We start from the raw sequence: 26,596 nt of genomic DNA, 5'->3' as shown, positions 1-26,596 counted from the left end.
GGAAACTATTGTTGCTAATGATGACAACATATTTGAAAAAGGTTATGTAAATTCGCTCTTTGCTATGCAAATGTTAAATTTCATAGAAACGGAGTTTGATATAGTAGTAGATAATGATGAACTTGATATTATTAACTTTTCTACTATTAATAATATGGTTGATCTAATTAACAAAAAGAAGAATGGGAATTTCACAGTATGAGTAATGCAGAAGAGATTCTGGGAGTAGTTGATAAGTTTGCGGAAAAGAAGCTTCGGCCTCGAGCAAGTGAGTTTGAAAGTAATGAAGAGCTTCCCTATGATGTGATACAAGAAATCTCAAGTTATGGTGTATTGGGTGCAACGATACCAAAAGAATATGGTGGGCTTTCTCTTGATTCTTTAGATTATGGTCGTCTTACTGAAATCATTGGTAAAGCTTGTAATTCGGTTCGTGAATTACTTACAGTTCATGTATCTTTAGTAGGGGAGTCAATTAAAAGGTGGGGGACTGAAGAGCAAAAGAGAAAATGGTTACCTGAGATGGCAAAGGGGAACCTATTATTTTCATTTGCCCTAACTGAGCCAGAAGTTGGTTCTGATGCAAAAGCGGTTGGAACTTCCTATAAACAAGTTAATGATCATTTTATTCTTAATGGGCACAAAAAATGGATTTCTTTTGCTGACATTGCGGATTGTTTTTTAGTTTTTGCGTCTAGTGAGGGAAAAGTTAGCGCTTTTATTGTTGAACGGTCAATGACGGGTGTTTCTACAAATAAAATGAGTAAACTGTTAGCAAGTAATTCCTCGCATATAGCTGAGATTCATTTGCAAGATGTAAAGGTACCAGCTGAAAATTTGTTAGGACCAATTGGGGGTGGATGGAGTTATGTAGTTAACACAGCTCTTGATCATGGTAGATATAGTATTGCCTGGGCGGGAGTAGCCATTGCTCAAGAAGCACTAGAAGCAATGGTAGCTTATTCAAGAAGAAGAAAACAAGGAAATAAATATATATGTGAATATGAAGCAATTCAAACAATTTTAGCAGAAGCAAGTGTAAATATAAAAGCAGCTCGTTCGTTATGCCAAGAGGCTGGGAAAAAGCGTCAGGATAGACATACTGATGCTGTAATTGAAACAACCATTGCAAAATATTTTGCCTCAAAGATGGCTATGAAGGTAGCCACAGACGCTGTCCAAGTGTTTGGTGGAAACGGGTTTTCAAGAGAATATCCTGTTGAGCGTTTATTTAGGGAAGCAAAGGTTTTAGAAATTATTGAAGGTACCTCGCAGGTACTTCAGCCAATTATTGCGCAGCATGCACTTCACACTTGTTCTCAAAAGGGAGGACTTTTAAGAATATGATTTATGAATTGGTAAAAGAAAAGGATGAATTCAAACAAATATCTCCACTTCTCGTTGATTATAAGAACCATCCAATACTTAATGGTATAGCTCATGGTTACAATAAGGGACATATTTATGTGGATAATCCTAATAACCCTAGATGTGCACTTGTATGGGCAGAACAAGAAATTTTTTATTTATTAGGTGATCCTACAAGTAATTTTGTTTCAAGTCTACCAACTTTTATTAAAGAAGTAATTGCACCTGAGGCTCAGCAAATAGGGGATGACTTTTTTCAGGTTGAATTATTACCCGAATCAAAATGGAAACAGGTTGTCGAGGAACAATTGCAAATGTTTATTCCTAAACCTTACACTCGAGTAACATTTACTTTTGATCCGAAGTCTTATAATAAGTTATCTAAACCTAATATGCCTGATGAGGTAACGGTGGAACGAATTACAATCGACATGCTATCAGATAAAAAGTTCGCAATGGTACGGGATGATATTGTTGATTTTTGGGAGTCAACTCAGGATTTCATCCGAAATGGATTTGGTTATGTAGTAATGGTACATGAACAAGTTGTAACTAGTTGCTTATCGGTTTTTGCAACAGATACTGATGTGGAAATTGGAATTAATACTTATGATTTATTCCAGCGAGGTAAAGGGTATGCTTGGTTGGCTGCAAGAGCATTCTTGGATGACTGTTTAAAACAAGGAAGAACACCACATTGGAAGACAGAGGATTTTCGTATTCCATCTATTAAACTAGCGGGAAAAGTTGGATTCACAAATCTTCAAACCTATACAGCTTATGTGTTTCCTTATAACGAATTAGATAATTTCGTTTTTACCGCATACCATCAACTAAGATACTATTCAGATTTTAATAAAGCTAGTGAGTTTGTACAAAAAGCTCGTACTGTAGGAGATTTAAATGCATGGCATCACTTTTTACTTTCATGTGGGTATTCATTAATTGATAGAATCGATCTTTCGTTAAAGCATATGAATCTTGCACTGGATTTAGGATGGAATGATGTATCAGATATTCGCTATGTAGTTGATTTAGTGAATTTAAGAAAAACTGAAGAGGGACGAGCTTTATTAGATAGAGTTGAAGATAGCTTAAGATGAAAAAAAGGGAGATAAAAAGATGAATATTGTATTTATGTTTCCTGGCGTAGGATCCCATTATTCTGGAATGGGTAAGTACCTTTATGAAAACTTCCCTGTAGCACGTGAGATATTTGAAGAAGCAAGTGACACTCTAAAAATAGACATGGCTTCCCTTTGTATGGAGAAGATATACAAAGCTGACCTTGAAAAGTTACAAAATTCACAGACTGCTTTAGTAACAACTAGCATGGCAGCTTTTCGAGTTTTTGAACAGGAAATAGGCAATAAACCAGAGGCAATGATTGGATATTCTTTGGGAGAATATACAGCTCTATGTGCTTCTGGAGCAATTGCATTTTCAGATACCTTAAAATTAGTACAAGAACGTAGTACGATTTTGAGTAGCTATGCATTGACTATAGATGGAACTATGGCATGGGTTAACAATCTTGCTCCAGAAATTGTTGAAGGTATTTGTTCAGAATTGTTAACCAAGGGACAGGAAGTATATATATCGGCTTATGACACTCCAAATAAAACATCAATTTCTGGTACAAACTCTGCGGTTCAGTTAGCTTGTGAAATGGTAGTAGAGCATGGGGGAATTGCAATCCCCCTTAAATTAAGTGGGCCATTTCATTCTCCTATGATGCAACCTGCTGCTGAAAAATATAAGAGTGTACTAGAAAATATAGATATGAAACAGCCATTAGTACCTGTCATAGCGAATCATGATAGTTCAATGTATAAAGGTGTAGAAAATATCAGAGAAAACCTTTACTTACAATTAATAAAGCCTGTGAAATGGTTGGACATGATTCATTATCTAATGAATCAAGGGTCTATGAAAGCTATTGAAATGGGACCAAAGGAAGTCTTGAAGTATCTTCTGCAAGCTATTAACCCTGCTATATCGACATGTAATTATGAAAGGGAGAAAGATATCCTAAATACAAAAAATTCTTTTACATTACAAGAATCTGATTATGAAGAAGTTATATCAGGGTGTTTAACTGTAGTTGTAAGTACAAAAAATTATAATACAGATTTAAGTGATTATCAGAAAAAGGTAGTACTCCCATTTCAAAAGGTCCAAAGTCAATTGGAAGAAAAAATTAATTCGGGGTATTCAGTGGAGAAAAGTGATGTAGAAGAAGCAATCCAAATGATGAAAACAGCACTTACTGAAAAACAGATTAAAGAGAGAGAACAAAAACGTTACCTGCAAAGAGTTCTTCAATGTAAAAGTTTTTAGATATAAATTATAAATATATTAAGGGAGCGATGATGGATAAATGTTCAAGAAAATTGGTATTGTAGGTGCTGGAACAATGGGGATCGGCATGGCAGTAGATTTAGTGCTGCATGGTCTAGAAACGGTATTAATTGATGTTACAGAAGAGCAGTTAGAAATAGCGGAAGAGAAAATATTAGAGACAGTTCGCTTTGCTCCTCTAATTAATAAAGCATTTCCTAGAATGCATAAGGAAGAAGTACTTTCGTTAATAAGTAGCTCTACTAATCTTGATGAAGTGGCTGAATGTGATTATATAGTAGAAAATGTTCCAGAAAACTGGCAAATTAAAGAGCCGATCTATAGAAGATTAGATGAGATATGTAAAAAGGATACAATTTTTGGAGTCAATACGTCTTGTATCTCAATAACAAAAGTAGGAGGAGTAACAAAGCGTCCAGATAAAATAATAGGAATGCATTTTATGAATCCGGTATATATGAAACCATCTATAGAAGTTATTAGAGGGTATTTAACTTCAGATGAAACGGTCGAAAAAGCTCAATCTTTCCTCAAACAATTAGATAAAGATGCAATTGTGGTTAATGATCAGACTGGGTTTGTTTCTAACCGTATCTCCCACTTATTCATGAATGAATCGGCTTGGGTTGTAATGGATGGTGTAGCAACGCCTAAACAGGTAGACGATATATTTAAAAAATGCTTTGGACATACAATGGGTCCATTAGAAACAGCAGATTTAATTGGGTTAGATACAGTATTACATTCTTTGAATGTACTTTATGAGGAATATCAAGATCCAAAGTTTAGATGTTGTCCATTACTTAAAAAGATGGTGGATGCAGGTGAATGTGGTAGAAAGAGTGGTAAAGGTTTTTACGCTTATTAAAATTAAAAATTACAAATAGGGGTGTATAAAATGCAAGATAAAAATTTAGAACAAATTATTCATATGTATATTCAAGATCATGTAGGTATTGAATTTAATGATGATACTGAGATTTTTGAAGAAGGATTAGTTAATTCTTTATTTGCAATCCAATTGATGACTTTTCTTGAAAAAGAATTTGCCATAAAGGTAACTATGGATGACTTAGATATGGATAACTATAAGTCTGTAAATTCTATTGGTAATTTTATAAGAAATAAGCAAATGGTTCGGTAATGGACATGAAACAATACTTAGAGCCATCTCAATATAAAATGTATCAGAATTTTTTGGATTTTGTTTGTGAAAATATAGAACCTTACGCTAATAGTTGGGAGATTGAACAGGGCATTCCATCAGACATAATAAAGACTTGTGCTAAAAATGGTTATTTAGGTGGAACACTTCCAGCAGAGTATGGTGGATTAGAATGGGATTATGTAACGTATGGGTTATTTACTGAAGCAATAGCAAGAGGTAGTGTCTCTCTTTCGGGATTATTTAATGTCCATACGATGGTAACAGAAACGATTTTAAAATGGGGAACAGAAAATCAAAAAAATCAGTGGTTACCATTACTTGCATCTGGTAATCAAATAGCTGCATTAGCTCTTACTGAACCTGGAGCAGGATCAGATTTAAATATGATTAAAACGAACTTCGATCAACACGGGGATAAATTAATACTTAATGGAGTGAAGAAGTGGATCACTTTTGGTGCAGCTGCTGATGTGTTTTTGGTATTTGGAAAGCTAAATGGTGAACAACCAGTTGCCTGTTTAGTACCAAAAGATAGTGCGGGTGTAAATGTTACTCATATAAGAGACATGCTTGGATTTAAAGCTGCATATTTGGCAGAAATTGAATTCAATAATGTAGAAATACCTTTAGAAAATATCATTGGTAGACCAGGATTTGCTTTTACTTACCTTGCACCGTATGCTTTAGAATTTGGGCGTATTTCAATTGCCTTTGCTGCTCTTGGTGTATTACGTACTTGTTTAGAAATATGTGGGAATCATGTATTACATAGAAGTGCATTTGGTAACTCTCTAATTAATCATGGCATGATTTCACATATGATTACGGATATGGGAGTAGATTTAGAAGCTTCTATACTACTTAGTTTAGAAGCTTGTAAGGCCAAAAATGAGCATCGAGCTGATGCTACTGAAAAGATTATGATTGCAAAATATTTTGCATCGCGCTCAGGTACAAGGCATTCAACGAATGCTGTACAGATTATGGGAGCACTTGGTTGTAATGATAATTATTCAATATCAAGGTGCTTTAGAGATTCTAAAACAATGGAGATCGTTGAGGGGAGTAATCAGATTCATCAGCTATTACTTGGTAAGGGATTTGCTAAAAAAGCAAAACGCGCCATTGAAAAAATACCTGTAACTAAAGGAGTGATACAACCCGGATGAGTACATGTATACAGAAGCTGTTTGAAGAACAAGTAGTCCGTACGCCAGATGAGGTTGCTGTTATTTTTAAAAAAGAAACATTAACCTATAAGGAATTAAATGAAAAAAGTAACCAATTAGCTCGTCTTTTACGTGAAGGTGGAGTTGGACCAGATACAGTTGTAGGTATTATGGTAGAGCGATCTATCGAAATGGTTGTCGGAATTTTCGGGATATTAAAAGCGGGCGGAGCATATCTGCCGCTTTCCCCGAATCATCCATCATCACGATTACAATTCATTATAGAAGATAGCGGTGCTAAATTAATACTTACGCAAAAGCAAATCCTACATCGTTTTCAAGATAGTTTGATAGCTGATATGTTGGCTTTAGATTCGATTTCCTATGAAGGAAAGAGTGAAAATCTAGAGTGTATTAACAAACCCTCTGATCTTGTGTATGTAATATACACTTCCGGTTCAACCGGGAAACCTAAGGGTGTTATGATTGAGCATTCGGCCTTAATAAACCGAATTGAGTGGATGCAAGAGACTTATCCAATTAGTTCAAAGGATACTATATTACAAAAGACCCCTTATACATTTGATGTATCCGTGTGGGAGATGTTCTGGTGGGCCATAGTTGGAGCCAAAGTATGTATTCTTGCGCCGGGGATGGAGAAGTTTCCACAGGCTATTATTGAGACAACTGAAAGTAATGACGTGACAATTATGCATTTTGTACCATCTATGTTAAGTGCATTTTTACACTATCTTGATGTGACAGGTGAAACTAACCGAATAAAATCGTTAAAACAAGTATTTGTTAGTGGTGAGGCACTACTGTCTCAACATGTAAACCGTTTTAACAAGCTGTTAAATTTCTCTAATGGTACAATTCTTACTAATCTGTACGGACCTACTGAAGCAACCATTGATGTGACTGCTTATGATTGTCCGACATATGAGATTACAGAAGGGAGCATTCCAATAGGGAGACCAATTAGGAATATTGAGATGTTTGTTGTTGATAAATATGGTAATAAACTTCCGGAAGGTCATATAGGAGAATTATGTATCTCAGGTATAGGATTAGCACGTGGATATGTAAATAGGCCACAATTAACGGCAGAAAAGTTTGTACAATATTCCCTTGATACCCGTATATATAAAACCGGTGACTTAGCTTTAATAAGATCGGATGGGAATATTGAGTTTCATGGAAGAATTGATTTTCAAGTTAAAGTTAATGGGCTTCGTATTGAGTTAGGGGAAATAGAATCGTGTTTAATGTCTTGTGAAGGAGTTTTACAATGTGCGGTAATTGTAAGACAAGAATCTGAGATGGTAGTTAAGTTAATAGCTTTCTATGAGTCAGAAAATGATATTGAGTTAGAGAGGTTAAAAAAATATCTTCGCTTATTTTTACCAGATTATATGATACCTAACCGTTTTGTACGTGTAAATGAAATGCCATTAACGGATAGCGGAAAGATAGATAGAAAAGCACTTGCCTTATTAGGTTCCGATAAATATTCACACCATACCACACTTGTAGGAGGTTCTGTTAATGAGGAAAGCAGTAAAGATTCATAAAGAAGATATTGAAGATGTAATCGCCCTTACACCAGTGCAGGAAGGTATTCTTTATCATTATTTGAAAGAACCCGAAGGAAAGCTATATCATGAAGAACTTCGACTTTGCTTAACTGGAAAAATTAATATTCCAAAGTTTGAAGAGGCGTGGAATTATGTGACGCGGGAAAATGAAATGCTACGTACAATTTTTCGATGGGAAAAAGTTAAACAACCTGTACAACTTATACTAAAAAAGCATACTCCGAAGATTATATATAGTGATGGTAAAGTCTCTAATAATACAGAAAGCTTTGATTTACAAACAGTTCCCTTTTCTATCGAACTGTGCCATTTGAACGAAGGCGAATATGAAATGGTTTTACGTCATCATCATATTTTGTTTGATGGTTGGAGTAATAGTATTATTTTACAAGAGTTTATTAAGGTATATCGAGAGTTAATAAAGGGAGATGTACCATCATCTATAAATAAAAAGAAATTTAAAGAATATATACTATGGCAACAAAAACAAGATAAATCAAAACAAAAGCTTTTTTGGGAACAATATTTAAATGAATTAACTGAACAAATAAATTTATCCAATAAAAATTCTAATCAACTAAAAAAAGCAAAAACATATGTAAAAGAGATAGATCAAGAGCGAAGTGATAGATTTCGAAGTTTTGCAAGTAATCAAGGTGTAACATTGGCTACATTATTTTATACAGCCTGGGGTCTATTATTACAAAGGTACAAAAATTCAGAGGACGTAATATTCGGTACAACAGTATCCGGGCGTTCAATTCCAATGCATGGTCTGAGTGAAATGGTAGGTTTATTTATTAATACACCACCACTTCGTGTAAGTGCTGATGGGAGAATGACTGTTTCAGATCTTTTACAAAGAATTCAAAGTGATGTCCAAAGAAGAACTGAATATGAAACGACTCCTATTGTTGATTTAAACGTGTCATTTGACACTATTATGGTAGTTGAGAATTACCCTCTTGATATAGAAAAGCTGAAAGAAATTGATGAAAGTGTAAGAATTTCAGGTTATGAAGTAAATGAAATGACCAACTATGATTTAACTGTCTCAATAGAGTGTTTCGATTCTATTAAACTTGCAATGATGTGGCCTGAAGATCTATTTGATGAATCCATTATTACCAGTATAACTAACCATTTTATACAACTATTAGATTCAATGCTTTTAGATGAAGGACAACCAATACAAACTCTTAAGATGTTAGATGAGGCAGAAGAAAAGTTTTTGCTTCAAGGTGGTCAAAATCAAAGTGCTACATTCCCACACACAACACTTCATCAATTAATTGAGATGCAAGCTGAAAAGCATCCTGAGAGAGTGGCACTTACATTTGAGAATAGTGAGATGACTTATGGAGAATTGAATGAGCTTGCGGATAAAGTGGCATTTGCTCTTCTAAAAGAAGGTGTAACTTTAGATTCGCCAGTAGCTGTAATGTTGGATTACTCATTTAATATGATTATCTCTCTACTTGGTATTTTAAAAGCAGGTGGGGCTTATGTTCCAATTGATCCTGATTATCCGCAGGAACGCATTGATTTTATTCTTCAAGATAGTGGTTCAAATGTAATAATAACCTCAAATTTATTTGAGGATAAAGTTAAATTTGATAGCACAATACTTTTTATTGAAGAACTTAATAAGACACCGATACAAGATTTCGAGAGAGTAGATGTTGCCCCAAATAATTTAGCATATGTCATTTATACTTCTGGAACAACAGGACGTCCTAAAGGGGTTATGATTGAACATAGTAATGTAATACAACTTGTCATGCATCAACCAAATAGTTTTAAATTCTCTAGTAATGATGTGTGGTTACTATTTCATTCTTTCTGTTTTGATATGTCAGTTTGGGAGATATTTGGATCACTTACTTATGGTGGACGTCTTGTCCTGGCAACAAAAGAAACAATCCGTGATACGTATAAACTTGCTCAGTTGATTGCAGATGAGGGAGTAACGGTATTGAATCAAACTCCATCTGCATTCTATGTTTTTCAACAAGTAGTTGAAGAGATGCCTAAACTTGCTTTTAAAATTAGGTTAATTACATTTGGAGGGGAAATGCTGAAGCCAGGTTTACTGCAAAGTTGGTTTAAGCGTTCACCTAATACGGTCATAGTAAATATGTATGGAATAACTGAGACGACAGTACATGTTACTTATAAGGAAATTGGAGAAAAAGAAATGCACAGTAATCTTAGTGCTATAGGCGTGCCTCTTCCTACGTATTCGTGCTATGTATTTGACAAACATATGAATCCTACACCTAAGGGAATGCAAGGGGAACTTTATGTTGGAGGGTATGGAGTTGCGCGGGGATATCTAAATCGACCTGAACTAAACAGTGAACGTTTTATACAGAATCCTTATAATCCAAGTGAAAGATTATATAAATCAGGAGATTTAGTCCGTATTCTTGAAAATGGCGAAATGGAGTATATAGGTCGTAGTGATCATCAAGTGAAGATACGTGGTTATCGAATTGAAACAGGAGAAATAGAACATCATTTACAACAGCATGCGGATGTGAAGGAAGCGGTAGTTTTATCTATTGCTTTTGGAGAGGAACAAGAACTGTGTGCTTATATACTAACTGATCAAGATATATCTCAAAATGAATTACGTTATTATCTTACTGACAAAATACCTTCGTATATGATACCTATGTATTTTGTACTTTTAAGTGAAATGCCATTAACTACGAATGGAAAAGTTAATCGTCGTGCTTTACCTAAGCCTACTAAGTTAGTACAACCAAATGATTTACTAGATGAGCTTGAAACAACGGTAGCTGATGTTTGGAAGGAAGTTTTGGGGGTAGAAAAAGTAGGGTTGTATGATAATTTCTTTGATGTTGGAGGGAACTCCTTAAAAATGGTTCGATTGTTCTCTCGTTTACGAAGCAAGTTTGAAAAAGAACTTACAATGCCTATGTTATTCCGATACCCAACGGTTCATGATCAAGCTTCCTACTTTAGAAGTGATAATGCTATGGAACACCAACCTGAAGAGGTTAAGAAAGAAAATTTTTTATCTATGAATAAAAATGATGTAGCAGTGGTTGGTATGGCGGTTCGTATGCCAGGCGCTTCTAATCTTAAGCAATTCTGGTCAAATTTAGAACAAGGGATAGAATCCATTCGTACATTTACAGATGAAGAACTTAGTGAGATGGGCATACCAAAAGAAGTGATTCAAAAACCTAATTATATAAAATCTAAAGGGTATTTAGAAGATGTAGATGCATTCGATAATGAATTTTTTGATTACAGTCTAAAAGATGCTGAAATGATGGATCCACAACTGAGAATACTTCATGAATGCGCATGGGAAGCACTAGAACAAGCAGGTGAGGTTAATTCTTCTCATATGAATACAGGAGTTTATGTTGGAGGATCACCAAATTTCCACTGGCTTCGTTCTATTGCTAGTGAATCTTCAAATACATTAGAAGATTTCCAAGCAATGTTGTTAAACGAAAAAGATTTCTTTGCTACTCGATTGGCTTATAAATTAAATCTAAAAGGACCAGCGATTACAGTACAAACAGCTTGTTCTACCTCCTTAGTTGCTATTCAAAACGCATGGGCAGATCTTATTGATGGACGATGCGATATAGCTTTGGCCGGGGGAGTAAGTATAACTTATCCAACAAAAACAGGATATTTATATGAAGATGGTATGATTTTCTCACCAGATGGTCATTGTCGAGCTTTTGATAAGGACGCTCAAGGAACAGTGGGTGGAAATGGTGCTGGTATTGTAGTACTGAAAAGGTTAGAGGACGCTCTTCGAGATGGGAATTTAATACATGGAGTTATTAAGGGGGCTGCAGTAAACAATGATGGGTCCAATAAGGCTGGATTTACAGCGCCAGGGGTTGATGGACAAGCTGCTGTTATAAAATCGGCTCATGAAATAGCTGGCGTTAAGCCTGAAGAAATCTCATATATAGAAACTCATGGTACTGGTACGCAACTAGGTGATCCTATAGAAGTAGAAGCATTGAAGTTAGCTTTTGGTAAGCAAGAACCAGGTAGAGTTTTAATTGGATCAGTGAAGACGAACATGGGACATTTAGATGCTGCAGCAGGAGTTGGAGGATTTATAAAGACGGTCTTAGCTTTGAAAAACAAGAAAATTCCGCCGAGCCTTCATTATAATAACCCAAACCCTAGCATTGATTTTGGAAAAAATCCGTTTCGTGTAAATACGGAACTTATCCCATGGAAAGAAGAGGTAAGAAGAGCGGGTGTTAGTTCGTTTGGGATGGGTGGAACTAATGCACATATAGTGTTAGAGTCTGTTCCTGACAATGCTAAGAATTTTGAAAAACAATCTTGGAATTTATTAACTGTTTCAGCAAAAACAGAGGAATCCTTAGATAAAGCTACTAACGATCTATTATTGCATTTGAAGGAGAATCCAGAGATATCACTATCTGATACAGCTTATACATTACAAAAAGGTCGTCGTGAATTTCCATATAGAACTGCTGTAGTTGCTAATGGAATAGAGGATGCCATAGAAAAACTTGGTGATACGGGACTAGAGAAAACAAACGCAATGGAGAGTAGACCTTTAGCCTTTCTTTTTTCAGGTCAAGGATCACAGTATATCAATATGGGTAGAGATTTATATGAAAATGAACCTGTATTTCGTGAACACGTTGATCAAGGTTTAGCCTTACTCTCAAATTGGTTAGAAATAGACATGAAAAATATTTTGTATCCTACAAAGGAGACAGAGGATAAAGCAACTGAACAGTTAAATAGAACTTCAATGACGCAACCTCTACTATTCACTATTGAATATGCATTAGCCAAGCTTCTAATGAATTGGGGAGTTTATCCAAGGGTCATGTTTGGCCATAGTATTGGTGAGTTTGTAGCAGCTTGTTTAGCAGAAGTAATGTCTTATGAAGATGCATTACATTTAGTAATGATTAGAGGGAAGTTAATGAATAGCGTACCAGAAGGCGCTATGCTAAGTGTAAATTTATCTGTTGAAGAATTAAAAACCTATATAACAGATGATGTAGATATAGCAGCTGTAAATTCCTCTCAACATTCAGTAATTTCTGGTACTGTACTTTCAATCAATAAGATTGAGGAATTACTTTTAAATCATGGAGTAAAGACAACGCGTCTATTTACTTCGCATGCTTTCCATTCTCGAATGATGGATGAAGTTCTAGATGCATTTGAGCAAGCTGTAGGAAATATAAAATTATCAAGTCCTAAAATACCTTATATATCTAATGTTACAGGTGAAATGATTACAGTAAATCAAGCCACATCACCTTCTTATTGGGCACAGCATCTACGAAGTACTGTTCAATTTTCAAAGGGATTATCTGAAATTTTTTATTTGAAAAATGTAATTTGCCTTGAGATTGGCCCAGGTAATGCATTATCAACTTTTGTATTAAAACATTTAAATAGAAGTAAAGATCAATTGGCTTTAAACATGTTACGTCATCCTCTGGATAAATCAAATGACTTCGAGCATTTATGCAAGCAAATGGGACGGTTATGGATGCAAGGTGGAACTATAAATTGGAATACTTTTAATAACAGTGAGAATAAAAGGTTATTAGATTTACCAACGTATCCTTTCATGAAAAAACGATTTAAAGCTGATCCATTTTTTAATACTCAATCTCAGAGTTTAACTCAGGAAACAAGAGGCCATAATAAACAGGCTAATATTAAAGACTGGTTTTATTTGCCTTCTTGGGAACGCAAAACATTAAAATCTATACAAATAAAGAAAGAACAAAAATATAAATGGCTTATTTTCAATGATCATCTAAATCGATTCAATCGACTGATAGAAAAATTAAAAAGAGAAGGTCATGATGTAATTGAAGTTAAAACAGGTGGTATTTTCTCTGAAAAATCCGACGGTTTATATACGATATGTCCATCTCAAAAAATGCATTATGAAATGCTATTTTCAGAATTAGAACAAAAAGATTTATTACCAAATAAGATTATACATGCTTGGAGCTTTAATCCAGTTAATGAGGTTATTCTCGATCAAGAGAGAATTGAACGATCAATGGATGAAGGATATTATTCGTTACTTTATATTGCACAAGCAATTGGGAAAATTAATTATGAGGGAGCATTACAGTTAAACATTTTTACTGACCGTATGTTTGAAGTTACAGGTACAGAGCTGAACTTAAAGCCAGAGCAAGCTACAATTCTAGGCTTTTCAAAAATATGCAATCTTGAGTTTCAAAATATAAAATGTCGTACCATTGATATGGATACAGATTCTCAACAAATGTTTGAAGAAGCGGGTTTAATGGAGAGTTTTGTGGATTCTACTGATATAGTTGTAGCTTATCGAGGACGTCATCGATGGGCGCAAACGATTATTCAAAGTCCTTTTGAGGAAGAAGATGTAGAAATTGAAAGATTACGAGAGGGTGGCGTTTATTTAATTACTGGTGGACTTGGTGGAATTGGATTTGAAATTGCAAAAGATTTAGCTAATAGAGTACCAAATGTCAAACTTATATTGATTGGCCGCTCAGAGTTCCCACCACGTAATCAATGGGAACAGTACTTAGAAAATAAAGACGAGCGTGTAAGTCGAGTTATTTCTGATTTGTTGACAATGGAGTCTCAAGGTGCAGAATACATGATCCTAAGTTCTGATGTTTCCAATCAAGATGATATGAAACAGGCAATTGAAAAGGCTAAATCTCGTTTTGGTTCTATTAATGGCGTAATTCATGCAGCAGGTGTCGCTGATTATCTAGGTATTATGATGAATCGTGAAAAAGAATCTAATAATAAAATTTTAGCTCCGAAAATTAAAGGTACACTAGTACTCGATGCTTTATTAAAAGATGAACCAATTGATTTCTTCGTATTATGTTCATCAATTGGTAATGTGGCGTATCATATGAAATTTGGTCAGAGTGGTTATAATGCAGCGAATGAATTTTTAGATGCATTTGCGTTTTATAAGCGGGCTCATGATGGAGTGTTCACTGTAGCTATTAATTGGCCAGATTGGCAAGAGGTGGGTATGTCACTTAAGTCGGCTGAAATATGGGCAAAGCAATTTAATATGGATATGGAAAGTGTATTACATGATGGTGTAACTGTAGAAGAGGGTTTAAAAGTATTCCGTAGTATCATCAATAGAAATCAACAACAAGTCGTGGTTTCTCCAATAGATTTACATTGGAAACTTTTAAATGGTGCCAACTATTATAATGAACTATTGGAAAAAGGAAGTAAGAATAGATTAAAGCAGAATCGTTCAGATGTTTCCACAACGTATAGACCACCTACTAACGAAATTGAACAACAATTATACGAATTATTAAAAGATATGTTTGGAATCGAAGAAATAGGAATTTACGATAATTTCTTCGATCTAGGAATGAGTTCTTTAGATCTTGTTCGTATTAATGTGAAATTAAAAGAGGCCTTTAAACGAGACTTACCTATAGTTGTTCTCTATGAGCATACGTCAATTAAATCTCTTGCTAAATATTTAAGTAATCAAGAAGTAAATAACAATTTAACAAATAAAAAAGAGTTATTGAAAGCGAAATCGGTTATGAAAAATACATTATCTGCTTTAAAAAGTAGAAAGTAGTAAAGGGAGGGGAACAACATGATTAATAAAGAAGTAGTTCCGTCAAAAGTTGAGTTTTGCTGGGGATTACCTGTTATTCCAACACCACAAACAAAAGAACTACTAGAGGAATATGTTAATCAAGCTAAAAGAGCTGAGAAGAATAACTTTGACTCGGTATTGGTTTCTATTGCACCAACATCTGTTGATCCAATGATAGCAGCGTCTATGATTGGAATGAATACGGAGTTTGTAAAGATTTTGGTTGCGCAAAATACAAACCAGATGCTTCCTACCGTAACAGCAAAAGCATTGAATACTTTAAATAGTTTAATTGGTAATCGTGCAGATATTAACATTGTAACTGGAAGTGCCTCGCTTGTCCTTGCGCGTGATGGATTACCAGAACCGCACCATGTTCGATATGCTAGGACAAAAGAATATATTGAGCTGTTACAACAATTAAGACGAGGAGTAACTAGCTATAAAGGTGAGTTTTATCAAGTAGAAAATAGTGATATTTATCCAAAGGAAGATCTCTCTCGAAGTGCCCGCTACTTTGTAGCGGGGTCCTCCGAGGAGGCAATGAGAGTAGCTGCAGAGTATGGTGATGCTTATATACTTTATGCAACAGACCGCAAAAGTCTTAGAGAACACTATCAAACAGTTAATAATTACGCTAAGCAATATGGACGCGAGAAAATTCCAGGTGCTATTTTAGTAGACATCATTGCTCGTGAGACTTCGGAAGAAGCATATAAAGAAGCATATGAATTACTTGAGAGAACACCAGCAGCCTTAAAGCGGATGACTAAGCTATTTTTAGATAATGCAGATTCTGTTGGACTTCGCCGATACAAAGATTTAATTACAAAAGATAGTATGTGGATAGATGATCATCTTTGGGGAGGTCTAAGTTTAGTTAACCCATCTAATTCAATTTCTATAGTTGGTAGCTATGAGGAAGTCATCTCGACGTTAACTGATTTTTGGGAAATAGGGGCAAATTATTTTCTTATTACTTCTCAGATTAGTGAGCATGAAATTGAACGTATTGGTCAAAATGTTGTGCAACCATTTAAAAAGAAAATTGAAAAGTTAATCCAAGTTAACTAAAAGAGGGCTAAAAATATGAAGTTAAACATATGGTTGAAGTTTATCATTTTAATGACCTTAATAGTACTCCCTTATCGACAGGTGGAAGCACAGGAAACGGTACAGTTTAATGAGAAGAAAATACAGAAGCATATAGAAGAACAAATATCTCAAGCGGGTATTCCTGGACTTTCAGTAGTAATTGTAAAAGGAAATGAAACGATTTATAAGAAGAATTATGGCTATGCCGATACAAACAAAAAACGTCAAGTTACGAATGAGACGCTTTTCGAGCTAGGTTCTACTTCAAAAGCTTTTACGGCATTAGCTGTATTGCAGCTAGAAAAAGAAGGGAAAATTAAACTTAGTGATTCTTTAACTAAATATGTTTCATGGTTTGAAATGGAGTATAAAGGCAAACCTTATGAAATTACACTTTATGACTTATTACACCATACTAGTGGAATACCGGAAAAGGCCATTGGATATATTCCTATAACCAATGGCAAAGATTCTATTGAGAAAACGATTAGGAATGTTATGCCAATAGGACTAAACCGAGAGCCGGGTAGCAGTTTTGAATATTCTACGGTTAACTACGATCTATTAGGCTTAGTAATCGAGAAGGCAACTAATCAATCATTTGAAAGATATGTTCAAGATTATGTGCTATCAAAGTTGGATTTATTGAGTACATACGCTGGACGTGAGATGGCCCCATTAGATAACATGGCCCAAGGTTACAAGCGTAATTTCTTACAATCATTACCCTATGACGCTCCTAATTATAGGGGGAATACACCGGCTGGATATTTTATTTCAAATATAAATGATATGGAAAGATGGTTAAAATTACAGCTTGGGGTTGAAAAGCCTAGGATGTTTCCGGAGGAATTGATTAACGATTCTCATAAAGCGAATAGAAAGGTTGCCCCAGATAGCAATGGAGCTTCATATGCAGCTGGATGGGAGGTCTATCAAAGTGGTGGAGGGGAAATTTCACATGGTGGAAGTAACCCAAATTATTCATCGTATATTGGTTTCCGTGATGAGGAACAGATAGGGGTCGTAGTATTAGCAAATCTGAATAGTAATTACACTTACTATATCGGTAGCAGTCTTTTAAATATGATGATAGATAAAGAAGTTAAACCGTTACTCTATGATGAATATAAGAAAACGGATCAAATAGGAACAGCCTTATTTGTGATCTCATCTTTGTGTTTACTAACGTTATTGGTCATGTTATTTCATTTAATCAGGGAGATTATTTTTAGAAAAAGAAAGTTTATATTACCAACGGGAAAAACATGGTTACATATGGTATTAGTTGTTGCGATATATGGGCTAATGATTTATGCACTTTATCAACTACCAAATCTCTTGTTTGGAGGGCTTCCGTGGGCATTTATAAAAGTTTGGGCTCCTTTAACTGTTGTACTTGCAATATATGCAATTGCTGGGGTGGGTTTGGCCTATGTTATCCATACATTCTTAAATCTTTGTTTTCCAAGACAAAAGGGAAAGTCGCTTTTGACTTTAATTGTTTTGGGATTAATATCAGGATTTGGTAATGCCTTTCTCATTTTTGTGATTAATGAAACGTTTGTTAGATCAAATAATTTGGAAAATGGCTTGTTGTTTTACTTTGTACTTGGAATCGTTATGTATATCTTTTCACAACGTATTATTAGAACTAGCATTGTATCGTATACAAACGAGCTAGTTTATGAAAAAAGGATGGAATTAACAGATAAGTTGTTACAGACTCCTTATTACAAATTGGAGTTGATTGAGAAGGGCCGAATAGAGGCGACATTAAATAACGATACGGAAGTTATCTCTCGTTCTCTCAATCTATTAGTTACTGCTGGAACAAGTTTATTAACGTTACTATTTTGTTTTCTCTATCTTGGTGTAATGAATATGTATGCCTTTTTACTATCCTTGTGTATCATCTTTATTACTGCAGGGGTATATTCTTTGATCGGACGACAAGCAGATAAAGTTTGGAATGAAACAAGAGATATTCAGAATGTATATTTTCGTTTGATTGGTGATCTAAGGCATGGTTTCAAAGAGCTTAGGCTTCATACTGGAAAACGAAACGATTTTCGAGAAGTTATGAATGAAAGCTGTAATAACTATCGTGTTAAACGAACGATAGGAGATATTAAATTTGCAAATGTGTTTGTTCTGGGAGAACTATTATTCATTTTTGTTATTGGTATTGTAGTTTTCGTATTTCCAGAAATTTTTGTTAATATGCCAAAAGAGACGATAAGTAACTATGTAATTGTTTTTCTGTATATGACAGGTCCAGTTAATGAAATACTGGGCGGTATCCCTCAGCTCGTAAATGTACGTATTTCTTGGCAACGTATTCAACAAATGGTGAAGAGTGTAGATCATATAAAGGCAAATGAGCAAATCGCAACAACAAAAGAGTACTTAGATGTGCCAATTTGTTTGCAGCTACAAAATGTAAGTTATAAGTATAAGAATAAAGATGGAGATTTTACTGGTTTTGGTATTGGTCCAATAGACATGGACTTTAATTCTGGAGAAATAGTCTTTATTGCTGGTGGTAATGGGAGTGGAAAATCTACTTTATCAAAACTGATTACTGGGTTATATGAACCTAATGAAGGTAACGTTTTATTAAATGGAAAAGAAATAGCTCCAGAGGAATTGAATCAATACTATTCAGCTATCCTGAGTGATTTTCATGTTTTTGATAGGCTATATGGAATTAATACAGAAGGAATGAAAGCAGAAATCGATCATTATTTAGAACTTCTCCAACTGAGTGACAAGGTTGGCATTGAGAATGGGCGCTTTACTACTACGCAACTATCAACTGGACAAAAGAAAAGGTTGGCATTGCTGGTTACGTATTTGGAAGATCGACCTATACTTTTATTTGATGAATGGGCAGCGGATCAAGATCCTGGTTATAGACGCTTCTTTTATGAAGAATTGTTACCTCAAATGCGAGCGAAGGGTAAATGTATTATTGCTATTACTCACGACGATCAATATTTTCATTTGGCAGATAAGCTTATAGTGATGGAGATGGGAACTGTGAAAATGAATAAAACAAAGGAGGCATTATTATGAGTAAGGAAATTAAATGTGTTGTTTGGGACTTAGATTGTACAATTTGGGATGGTGTTTTATTAGAGAGTGGTACAGTTACTTTAAAACCTGGAATTTATGAAATTATATGTGAATTAGATCGACGTGGAATACTGCAATCAGTTGCTAGTAAAAATAACTACGAAGATGCAATAGCTAAATTACGGGAATTTGGAATAGAAGAGTATTTTTTATATCCGGAGATTCATTGGAACTCTAAATCTAGTTCCATTGAGAAAATTAGAAAAAATTTAAACATAGGTATTGATACTTTTGCGTTCATTGATGACCAACCTTTTGAATTAGAAGAAGTACAGAGCGTTCATAATGATATTCTGTGTATACATGTAAATGAATATAAGTCGTTATTAGACTTGCCACGACTACAACCAAAAAGAATTACAGAAGATTCAGGTCGTCGAAGACTGATGTATTTAGAAAATCTTAAGAGAACGAAGGATGAAGAAGAATATGAAGGCCCAAAAGAAGAATTTTTAGCTTCACTTGGGATGAATTTTGTGATTAGTGAGGCTCGTGAGGAAGATTTGCAGCGTGCAGAGGAGTTAACAGTACGTACGAATCAATTAAATTCGACTGGTATTACCTATGATTATGATGAATTAAACTATTATCGTAATCATCCAGATTATTTATTATTAGTTTGTGAGTTATCAGATAAATATGGCTCCTATGGGAAGATTGGTTTAACACTTGTAAAAAGGACGGAGGAAGCCGACTGCCTAAAACTTCTTCTCATGTCTTGTCGTGTAATGTCCCGTGGCGTTGGTACTATACTCCTCACATATCTAATGGAAAGAACAAAACAGGCAGGTAAACGCTTTTTGGCTGAGTTTAGACAGACTGACCGTAACCGTATGATGTTTGTTACGTACCGATTAGCTGGATTTAAGGAAACTAGCAACGAAAATGGAATATTAATTTTAGAACATAATCTTGAGAATATAAATCCTTATCCTCACTATATTAATATACAATTTCCGGAAACACCAACGGATGTGGATAGAGGGGAAGTGGAAATATGCAACAAACAATTGTAAAGCATTCTCTTACGCATCCACAAAAAAGAGTTTGGTATAATGAACAAATTTATCCAAACACATCTATGTATAACATCGGAGGGATGGTTCTTATTAATGGGGAAATTAATTTTACAATTTTAGAAAAAGCAATTCAATTATTCATTAAGAAAAATGATGGTTTACGTCTACGGATTTTTCAACAACATAGAGAACCCCACCAATATATATCACCATTTGAACCTACACCAATACGTTTAATTGATTTTTCTAATCATCATAATCCAAGTTTAGAAGCTAGAAAATGGGCCCGGGATGAATTTCAAAAACAAATTCTACTTGAAGGAGGCCCTCTGTTTGAATTTGTGCTCTTGAAAATAAGTGATGTAGAAAGCTCCTATTTTGTTAAGTTTCATCATATTATAGCTGATGGTTGGACAATCCAACTTATGACGAGTCAAATTATCGATTTTTACTCTAAGTTAAAGAATGATGAGCATATAAATGATACGGTTGAATCTACTTATCTGTCTTATTTACAAGCAGAGGAGAAATATCTGGAATCCCCTCGATACGTAAAAAATAAGAATTATTGGAATGAGAAATTTATGAATCTGCCAGATTTCTTTTTATCAAAAACATCTCATTCTCTAGAAGGGAAACGAAAGATATTTTTAATTGAAAAAGAAAAATCGGTTGCTCTACAGTCTTTTATACAAAAACATAGAATATCTATGAATACATTATTTTCAACCTTTATGCTTATTTATATTCATAAAATGTATGATCAATCAGACATTATCATTGGATCTCCTGTACTAAATCGTTCCGGTGTACTAGAAAAGAAAATAGTAGGTATGTTTACTAGCACAATGCCGTTACGGTTAAATGTGGATGAAGATGAGAGTGTTCTATCTTTCATTAAAAGAGTAAATCATGAAATAAAACAATGTCTATTTCACCAGCGTTATCCTTATAACTTATTGGTAAAAGACTTGCAATTGACTAGTAAAGGATACGATGGTTTATTTCAATATAGTGTGAATTACTATAATACAAAACTTAAAAATACTATTGATGGATTTTCTTTAGAAAACGTGGAGTTTTACAGTGGTTACCAAGCCTATTCATTGCAGTTAGTTATTAAGGAATGGGCAGATGAAGGTTTAGAAATTCAATATGATTATAAAGTCGCGGATTTTGAAGAAGATCAAATCAATTGTATGCATGAGAGGTTTTTAGCTTTAATAGAACAAGTTTTACGTAATGAAGATCAATCGATAAAAGAATTATCTTTGTTATCGGATGATGAGCAAAAGTTTATGTTAGAGAAATTTAACAATACAGCTGTTGTGTATCCGAAAGAAAAAACTATTCAAGAATTATTTGAAGAACAAGTAAAACAGACACCAGAAAAAATAGCAATTCAACATGCTGATAGATCAATGACTTATCTTGAATTAAATAAGAAATCTAATCAGTTAGCAAGAAAGTTACGAGAAAAAGGAGTCAAAAATGGTCAAGTCGTGGGTATACTAGCTAAACATTCACTTGAGATAGTAATTGCAATTTGGGGAGTTATTAAGGCTGGAGGTACATATTTGCCTATAGATCCTTCCTACCCAGAGGACCGAATTCGTTATATTTTGAATGATAGCGGCACAACATTACTTTTAACTGACTATACAAATGAGGGTAATTTAGAATATTTAGGTGAGAAAATTAATATATGTGATCAGAAACTTTATGAAGGAGATAATGCCAATCTAACCCTAGTAACTGCACCAAATGATCCAATATATATAATTTATACCTCTGGAACCACGGGGAATCCTAAAGGAACTGTAATCACTCAACGTGGATTGGTTAACTATATTTCCTGGGCTAAAAAGAACTATATTAGTAGTGAAAATGATGTTTTTGCATTATATTCATCCGTTTCTTTTGATTTAACAGTAACTTCAATATTCACTCCTTTAATAAGTGGTTTATTGTTAGTAATATATCATGATAATGAAGATGAGTTTATTTTGTCAAAAATACTCAAGGAAAATGTAGTAACAGTGTTGAAAGTTACGCCTTCACATTTAGCATTGTTAAATAACTATTCACCCCCAAGAGTTTCATCTCTTCGCAGATTGATTGTGGGTGGAGAGGATTTGAAAACCTCAGTAGCCGAAAAGATATATGATCTTTTTAGCGGTAAAGTTGAAATAATTAATGAATATGGACCAACTGAAACTGTGGTTGGATGTATGATTCATCGTTATGATCCAGATCTAGATCGAAGAGCATCCGTACCAATTGGTACACCAGCTGATAATGTTCAAATATATTTATTGGATAAGAATCTTCAGCCGGTTCCTATTGGTGTAAAAGGAGAAATTTATATATCGGGTGATGGGGTAGCTAAAGGTTATTTAAATCGTCCGGATTTAACAGCGCAACGTTTTTTATCCAATCCATTTATTTCGAGTGAGAAGATGTATCGAAGTGGTGATTTAGCTGTCATGTTGCCAAATGGATTAATTGAGTATCAAGGACGGATGGATTCTCAAGTGAAAGTTAAAGGATATCGTATTGAAATAGGGGAAGTTGAGAATGCACTGTTACAACACAAGTCTGTTAAAGATGTAGTAGTGGTGAATTGGCAAGGTGAGGATAATTCAAATCATCTAGTTGCTTACATTGTTTTGAAAGACAGTGTTCAAAATATAGAAATACGCAGTTTTATTTCGCATATGCTACCAAGTTATATGATTCCTTCATTTTTTATCTATATGGATCAGCTACCGCTTACTATCAATGGAAAGGTAGATCGTCAAGCGTTGCCAGATCCGATGTTAAATAACGGTTCTAATCATACTCATTTAGAAGAAGTAGATGAAGATGTTACTGGAATGGTTAGTGAAGTTCTCAAGGAAATATTACAGACTGATAGAATCGAATTGCATAGTAATTTTTATCATTTAGGTGGAGATTCTATTAAAGCGATCCAAGTGAGCGCTAGATTACAAGAACTGGGATGGAAAGTTAGAGTTAAAGATGTACTAAATTATCCAGTTGTAAGTGAATTGGCAGCAATGTTAGTTAAACAAAAAGATGTTACAGTCTCACAAACATTGGTAACAGGAAAGGTAGAGCCTACTCCTATTATGCGTTGGTTCCTTGATCAACAGTTTAAGAACCCGCATCATTGGAATCAATCGGTATTACTGTCTTTGAAGAAGCCGGTTAAAGAAGAATATGTTAATAAGATGTTAAATACGATCATGCATCATCATGATTTGTTACGGTTAAGGTATGAGGATAAGCAGGATTACTTCTATTATGACGAAGATATGTCCATTGTTGATTCTAAGGTTACCATGTTTGATTTGTCTGAAATTCCAATTGAAATGGCTTTGAATCAGGTTCATATAAAAGGTGAAGAGTTAAAAGGAAGTTTAAATTTGAATGTAGGACCATTATTTAAAGGGGCCTTATTCCAGCTTTCAAATGATCAACAGTTGTTATTATTAACTGCACACCACCTTATTGTTGATGCTGTGTCCTGGCGTATTTTAATTGAAGATGCAAACCGATGTTTGAATAGCTTGTATTTAGGAGAAGTTCCATCGCTACCATTAAAAACTAACTCTTTCCAAGATTGGTCTGAAGCTTTAAATAGTCGAGGAGTTAATTTAGTACGTGCTGAATTAGATTATTGGGAATCCATAGATAACACGCTAGATAATAATTTTCAAATTAATAGAGAAAAAGAAAATAGTACTGTTGAAAGTTGTACTACTCTTACCTTTACATTGAATGCAGATGATACAAGAAAACTATTAACTACTGCAAATGTGCCTTACAATACACAGCCAATGGAGTTGTTACTTGCTGTGTTGACAGAAAATTTAGGTAAATATACAAACCAAGATCAAATTAAATTTGAGTTAGAAGGTCATGGTCGAGAGGAATTATTTGAGCATCTTGATATTTCACGTACAGTAGGGTGGTTTACAACGATGTATCCTATTGTATTACAAGTTTCGCATAATATTGCTAATCAAATAAAGAGTGTTAAAGAAGAGGTTCGTAAAAGACCTAATAAGGGAATTGGATATGGAATTCTTAAAGAGAAGTTTCCTTCTTGCAAAGATTTAACTCAAAATATAATTCGTTTTAACTATTTAGGAGAGATAGATAATTCTCTCGGGGATGGATGGTTTACTATTGTTGATTATCAAAGTGGCAGTGAACAATCAAAAGATAATCATATTACTGCATTATTGGATATTGTGGCCATGGTTAAGAATAAAAGCTTAGAAATTCATGTGACATTTAGTACAAGTCATTTTCAAAAGAATTTTGTAGAAAATTTATTTTCAGATTATCTAGAACGACTACAGACATATATCCAATCCTGTTGTCAAATGCAAACAAAAGAATTTACTTCATCAGATTTTGAAACCTTAAACCTTAGTGATGAAGAAATTGATAATTTGTTTGATTAAACAACTATTTGATGAAAATTTTATTTAATAAAGGAGAAGTCACTTGAGAAAATTAATGAAAGATTTATCGCCAGGATTGAATAGTAACAAATATTTGGTTTGTGTTCCTTATGCTGGGGGCTATTCGAATTCTTTTTTACCTTTAAAGAATTATTTACCGAAAGATATAAAACTTATTTCATTTGATCCTCCAGGCCATGGTCCTAATCTTTCTCCACTAGTTGATAACATAGATGATCTTGTTAATTTATATTTAATGGAGATGCAACCAATTTTAGAGGGAGAGGTTACATTATTTGGCCATAGCATGGGAGGAATTATAGTTCACCGTATGGCTCAAATTTTAGAAAGTAAGGGCATAAATCCTAAAAATGTTATTATCTCTGCTATGAATCCACCGGAAATAAGAAGAAAAACAAATCATTTAGATGATAAAGACTTTATAGATTATATAAAGTCTTTGGGAGGATTACCGGATGAAGTATTACAACATCAGGAGCTTTTAAACTATATCCTTCCAGTTATTCGATCAGACTTTCGTGCCATTGAGAATTATATAAATGATGACACAACATTGTTGAAAGCGCCTCTGTACATTATTAGTGGAACAACAGACTCCAATTATACAGTAAAAGGGGCTAAGAAGTGGGTAGAATGGGGCAATGAGGTTCATTTTCTAACAGTTAATGGTGGTCATATGTTTTTACTACATCAAGCTGACATCGTGGGCGGGTTAATTATGAAAATATTAGATAGGGTAAAATCTGTGAAGTAAAAAAATTAAGGGATGTATCTGAGTAAGAGAAAAGTGCATTTCTATGCTTTATGTTGAAACTTCTATCGCTACAGTAGCAATCCAATTGGTCGTCATTGGGAGTTTTATTACCGAGGAAGAAAACTCCCAATGACGAGTATGATTGTGCTCCCTCATGATAAAACGGATGGGTCTATGGGTAACATAACCATTAAATATGTAGTATGTAGTATTTAGTATCAATATCGTAGAGAATGGTGGGAAGAAAAAATGCTTGATAAATTTACCCAGCAGGTTTTATTATCTAGTGAAAAATTAAAAAAAGAAAAAGAATATTGGTTAGACAAGTTATCAGGTGATGTTGAGTTAAGTAGATTTCCTTGTGATTGTCTGTCTTTAAATAATTTTCAGGCTTCTAAAGAAAGTTATTATTGTCAATTCCCATCGGATATTGCGAAGAGAGCTGTAGCAATTAGCAATAATTCTGATATGTTACTGTACACTATTTTATTATCAGGCGTGAAATATCTCTTAAGTAGATATACCGATAGGGATGATGTAGTAATTGGAATGCCAGTTTTTAAGCAAGGTCAAGAAGAGACGGTTTTTCAAAACAACTTTTTATTATTACGTACTCAAATAAATCAAGAAGATAATTTCAAAGAAATAATATATAAAATTAAAGAAACAATTTTAGAGTCAAATGAACATTGTCATTTTCCTTTTAATAAACTTACTCAATTATTAAGTCTAGATGGAGAGAGTAATAATCTTCCCGTATTAAATACAAT

Annotated in this window: 15 protein-coding genes; all 15 read left to right on the top strand. The window is 34.3% G+C overall.

The genetic code is table 11. From position 1 onward, the window contains the following. Positions 1-202, top strand: a 202-nt coding sequence (locus ABWK52_RS15295) for an acyl carrier protein (protein WP_327901126.1), incomplete at its 5' end; no start/stop codon positions are given. After that, positions 199-1,347: an acyl-CoA dehydrogenase family protein gene (locus ABWK52_RS15290; protein WP_098541655.1), complete on the top strand. Its 1,149-nt coding sequence runs from the start codon at positions 199-201 to the stop codon at positions 1,345-1,347. The genes ABWK52_RS15295 and ABWK52_RS15290, both read left to right, overlap by 4 nt. Beyond that, a complete protein-coding gene (locus tag ABWK52_RS15285) occupies positions 1,344-2,471 on the top strand; it encodes a GNAT family N-acetyltransferase (RefSeq protein ID WP_098541657.1) in 1,128 nt (375 codons plus the stop codon). The genes ABWK52_RS15290 and ABWK52_RS15285 overlap by 4 nt, the downstream gene beginning before the upstream one ends. Before the next feature lie 19 nt (positions 2,472-2,490). Beyond that, positions 2,491-3,708, top strand: coding sequence for an ACP S-malonyltransferase (locus ABWK52_RS15280; RefSeq protein WP_061884892.1), 1,218 nt, complete (start codon positions 2,491-2,493; stop codon positions 3,706-3,708). Positions 3,709-3,748: 40 nt separating this feature from the next. Next, positions 3,749-4,597 (top strand): 3-hydroxyacyl-CoA dehydrogenase family protein, encoded by an 849-nt coding sequence (locus tag ABWK52_RS15275; RefSeq protein WP_000473347.1) that lies wholly within the window; start codon positions 3,749-3,751, stop codon positions 4,595-4,597. Between the two features lie 30 nt (positions 4,598-4,627). Further along, positions 4,628-4,873, top strand: coding sequence for an acyl carrier protein (locus ABWK52_RS15270; protein WP_001152970.1), 246 nt, complete (start codon positions 4,628-4,630; stop codon positions 4,871-4,873). Beyond that, positions 4,873-6,066: an acyl-CoA dehydrogenase family protein gene (locus ABWK52_RS15265; RefSeq protein ID WP_098541659.1), complete on the top strand. Its 1,194-nt coding sequence runs from the start codon at positions 4,873-4,875 to the stop codon at positions 6,064-6,066. The genes ABWK52_RS15270 and ABWK52_RS15265 overlap by 1 nt, the downstream gene beginning before the upstream one ends. Further along, positions 6,063-7,640, top strand: a complete 1,578-nt coding sequence (gene zmaJ / locus ABWK52_RS15260; RefSeq protein WP_098541660.1) for a zwittermicin A synthase ZmaJ — start codon at positions 6,063-6,065, stop codon at positions 7,638-7,640. Before ABWK52_RS15265 ends, zmaJ begins: the two co-directional genes overlap by 4 nt. Continuing rightward, complete coding sequence (locus tag ABWK52_RS15255; RefSeq protein WP_098541662.1) at positions 7,615-15,303, top strand: hybrid non-ribosomal peptide synthetase/type I polyketide synthase; 7,689 nt, start codon at positions 7,615-7,617, stop codon at positions 15,301-15,303. The genes zmaJ and ABWK52_RS15255 overlap by 26 nt, the downstream gene beginning before the upstream one ends. An 18-nt stretch (positions 15,304-15,321) precedes the next feature. Further along, positions 15,322-16,398, top strand: coding sequence for an LLM class flavin-dependent oxidoreductase (locus ABWK52_RS15250; protein ID WP_000608549.1), 1,077 nt, complete (start codon positions 15,322-15,324; stop codon positions 16,396-16,398). A gap of 15 nt (positions 16,399-16,413) precedes the next feature. Next, complete coding sequence (locus ABWK52_RS15245) at positions 16,414-19,497, top strand: cyclic peptide export ABC transporter (RefSeq protein WP_098541664.1); 3,084 nt, start codon at positions 16,414-16,416, stop codon at positions 19,495-19,497. Further along, a complete protein-coding gene (locus ABWK52_RS15240) occupies positions 19,494-20,573 on the top strand; it encodes an HAD-IIIC family phosphatase (RefSeq protein WP_000031543.1) in 1,080 nt (359 codons plus the stop codon). Before ABWK52_RS15245 ends, ABWK52_RS15240 begins: the two co-directional genes overlap by 4 nt. Next, entirely contained in the window at positions 20,555-25,051 is a 4,497-nt protein-coding gene (locus ABWK52_RS15235) for a non-ribosomal peptide synthetase (protein WP_098535186.1), read from the top strand. The genes ABWK52_RS15240 and ABWK52_RS15235 overlap by 19 nt, the downstream gene beginning before the upstream one ends. Positions 25,052-25,094: 43 nt before the next feature. Next, entirely contained in the window at positions 25,095-25,826 is a 732-nt protein-coding gene (locus tag ABWK52_RS15230) for a thioesterase II family protein (protein ID WP_234483367.1), read from the top strand. Between the two features lie 249 nt (positions 25,827-26,075). Further along, positions 26,076-26,596, top strand: a 521-nt coding sequence (locus tag ABWK52_RS15225; protein ID WP_353771978.1) for a condensation domain-containing protein, incomplete at its 3' end; no start/stop codon positions are given.

Source organism: Bacillus sp. AP50, assembly GCF_040492675.1.
Taxonomy (GTDB): Bacteria; Bacillota; Bacilli; order Bacillales; family Bacillaceae_G; genus Bacillus_A; species Bacillus_A cereus.
The sequence above is the reverse complement of the archived record's forward strand: the minus strand, read 5'-3'. Positions and strand labels throughout refer to the sequence as shown.

What these genes read in the sequence shown, in the direction of transcription:
- ABWK52_RS15250 (WP_000608549.1), top strand. Translation starts at nt 15,322, where the DNA reads ATGATTAATAAAGAAGTAGTTCCGTCAAAAGTTGAGTTTTGCTGGGGA.
- zmaJ (WP_098541660.1), top strand. Translation starts at nt 6,063, where the DNA reads ATGAGTACATGTATACAGAAGCTGTTTGAAGAACAAGTAGTCCGTACG.
- ABWK52_RS15290 (WP_098541655.1), top strand. Translation starts at nt 199, where the DNA reads ATGAGTAATGCAGAAGAGATTCTGGGAGTAGTTGATAAGTTTGCGGAA.
- ABWK52_RS15265 (WP_098541659.1), top strand. Translation starts at nt 4,873, where the DNA reads ATGGACATGAAACAATACTTAGAGCCATCTCAATATAAAATGTATCAG.
- ABWK52_RS15285 (WP_098541657.1), top strand. Translation starts at nt 1,344, where the DNA reads ATGATTTATGAATTGGTAAAAGAAAAGGATGAATTCAAACAAATATCT.
- ABWK52_RS15280 (WP_061884892.1), top strand. Translation starts at nt 2,491, where the DNA reads ATGAATATTGTATTTATGTTTCCTGGCGTAGGATCCCATTATTCTGGA.
- ABWK52_RS15245 (WP_098541664.1), top strand. Translation starts at nt 16,414, where the DNA reads ATGAAGTTAAACATATGGTTGAAGTTTATCATTTTAATGACCTTAATA.
- ABWK52_RS15235 (WP_098535186.1), top strand. Translation starts at nt 20,555, where the DNA reads ATGCAACAAACAATTGTAAAGCATTCTCTTACGCATCCACAAAAAAGA.
- ABWK52_RS15240 (WP_000031543.1), top strand. Translation starts at nt 19,494, where the DNA reads ATGAGTAAGGAAATTAAATGTGTTGTTTGGGACTTAGATTGTACAATT.
- ABWK52_RS15270 (WP_001152970.1), top strand. Translation starts at nt 4,628, where the DNA reads ATGCAAGATAAAAATTTAGAACAAATTATTCATATGTATATTCAAGAT.
- ABWK52_RS15275 (WP_000473347.1), top strand. Translation starts at nt 3,749, where the DNA reads ATGTTCAAGAAAATTGGTATTGTAGGTGCTGGAACAATGGGGATCGGC.
- ABWK52_RS15255 (WP_098541662.1), top strand. Translation starts at nt 7,615, where the DNA reads ATGAGGAAAGCAGTAAAGATTCATAAAGAAGATATTGAAGATGTAATC.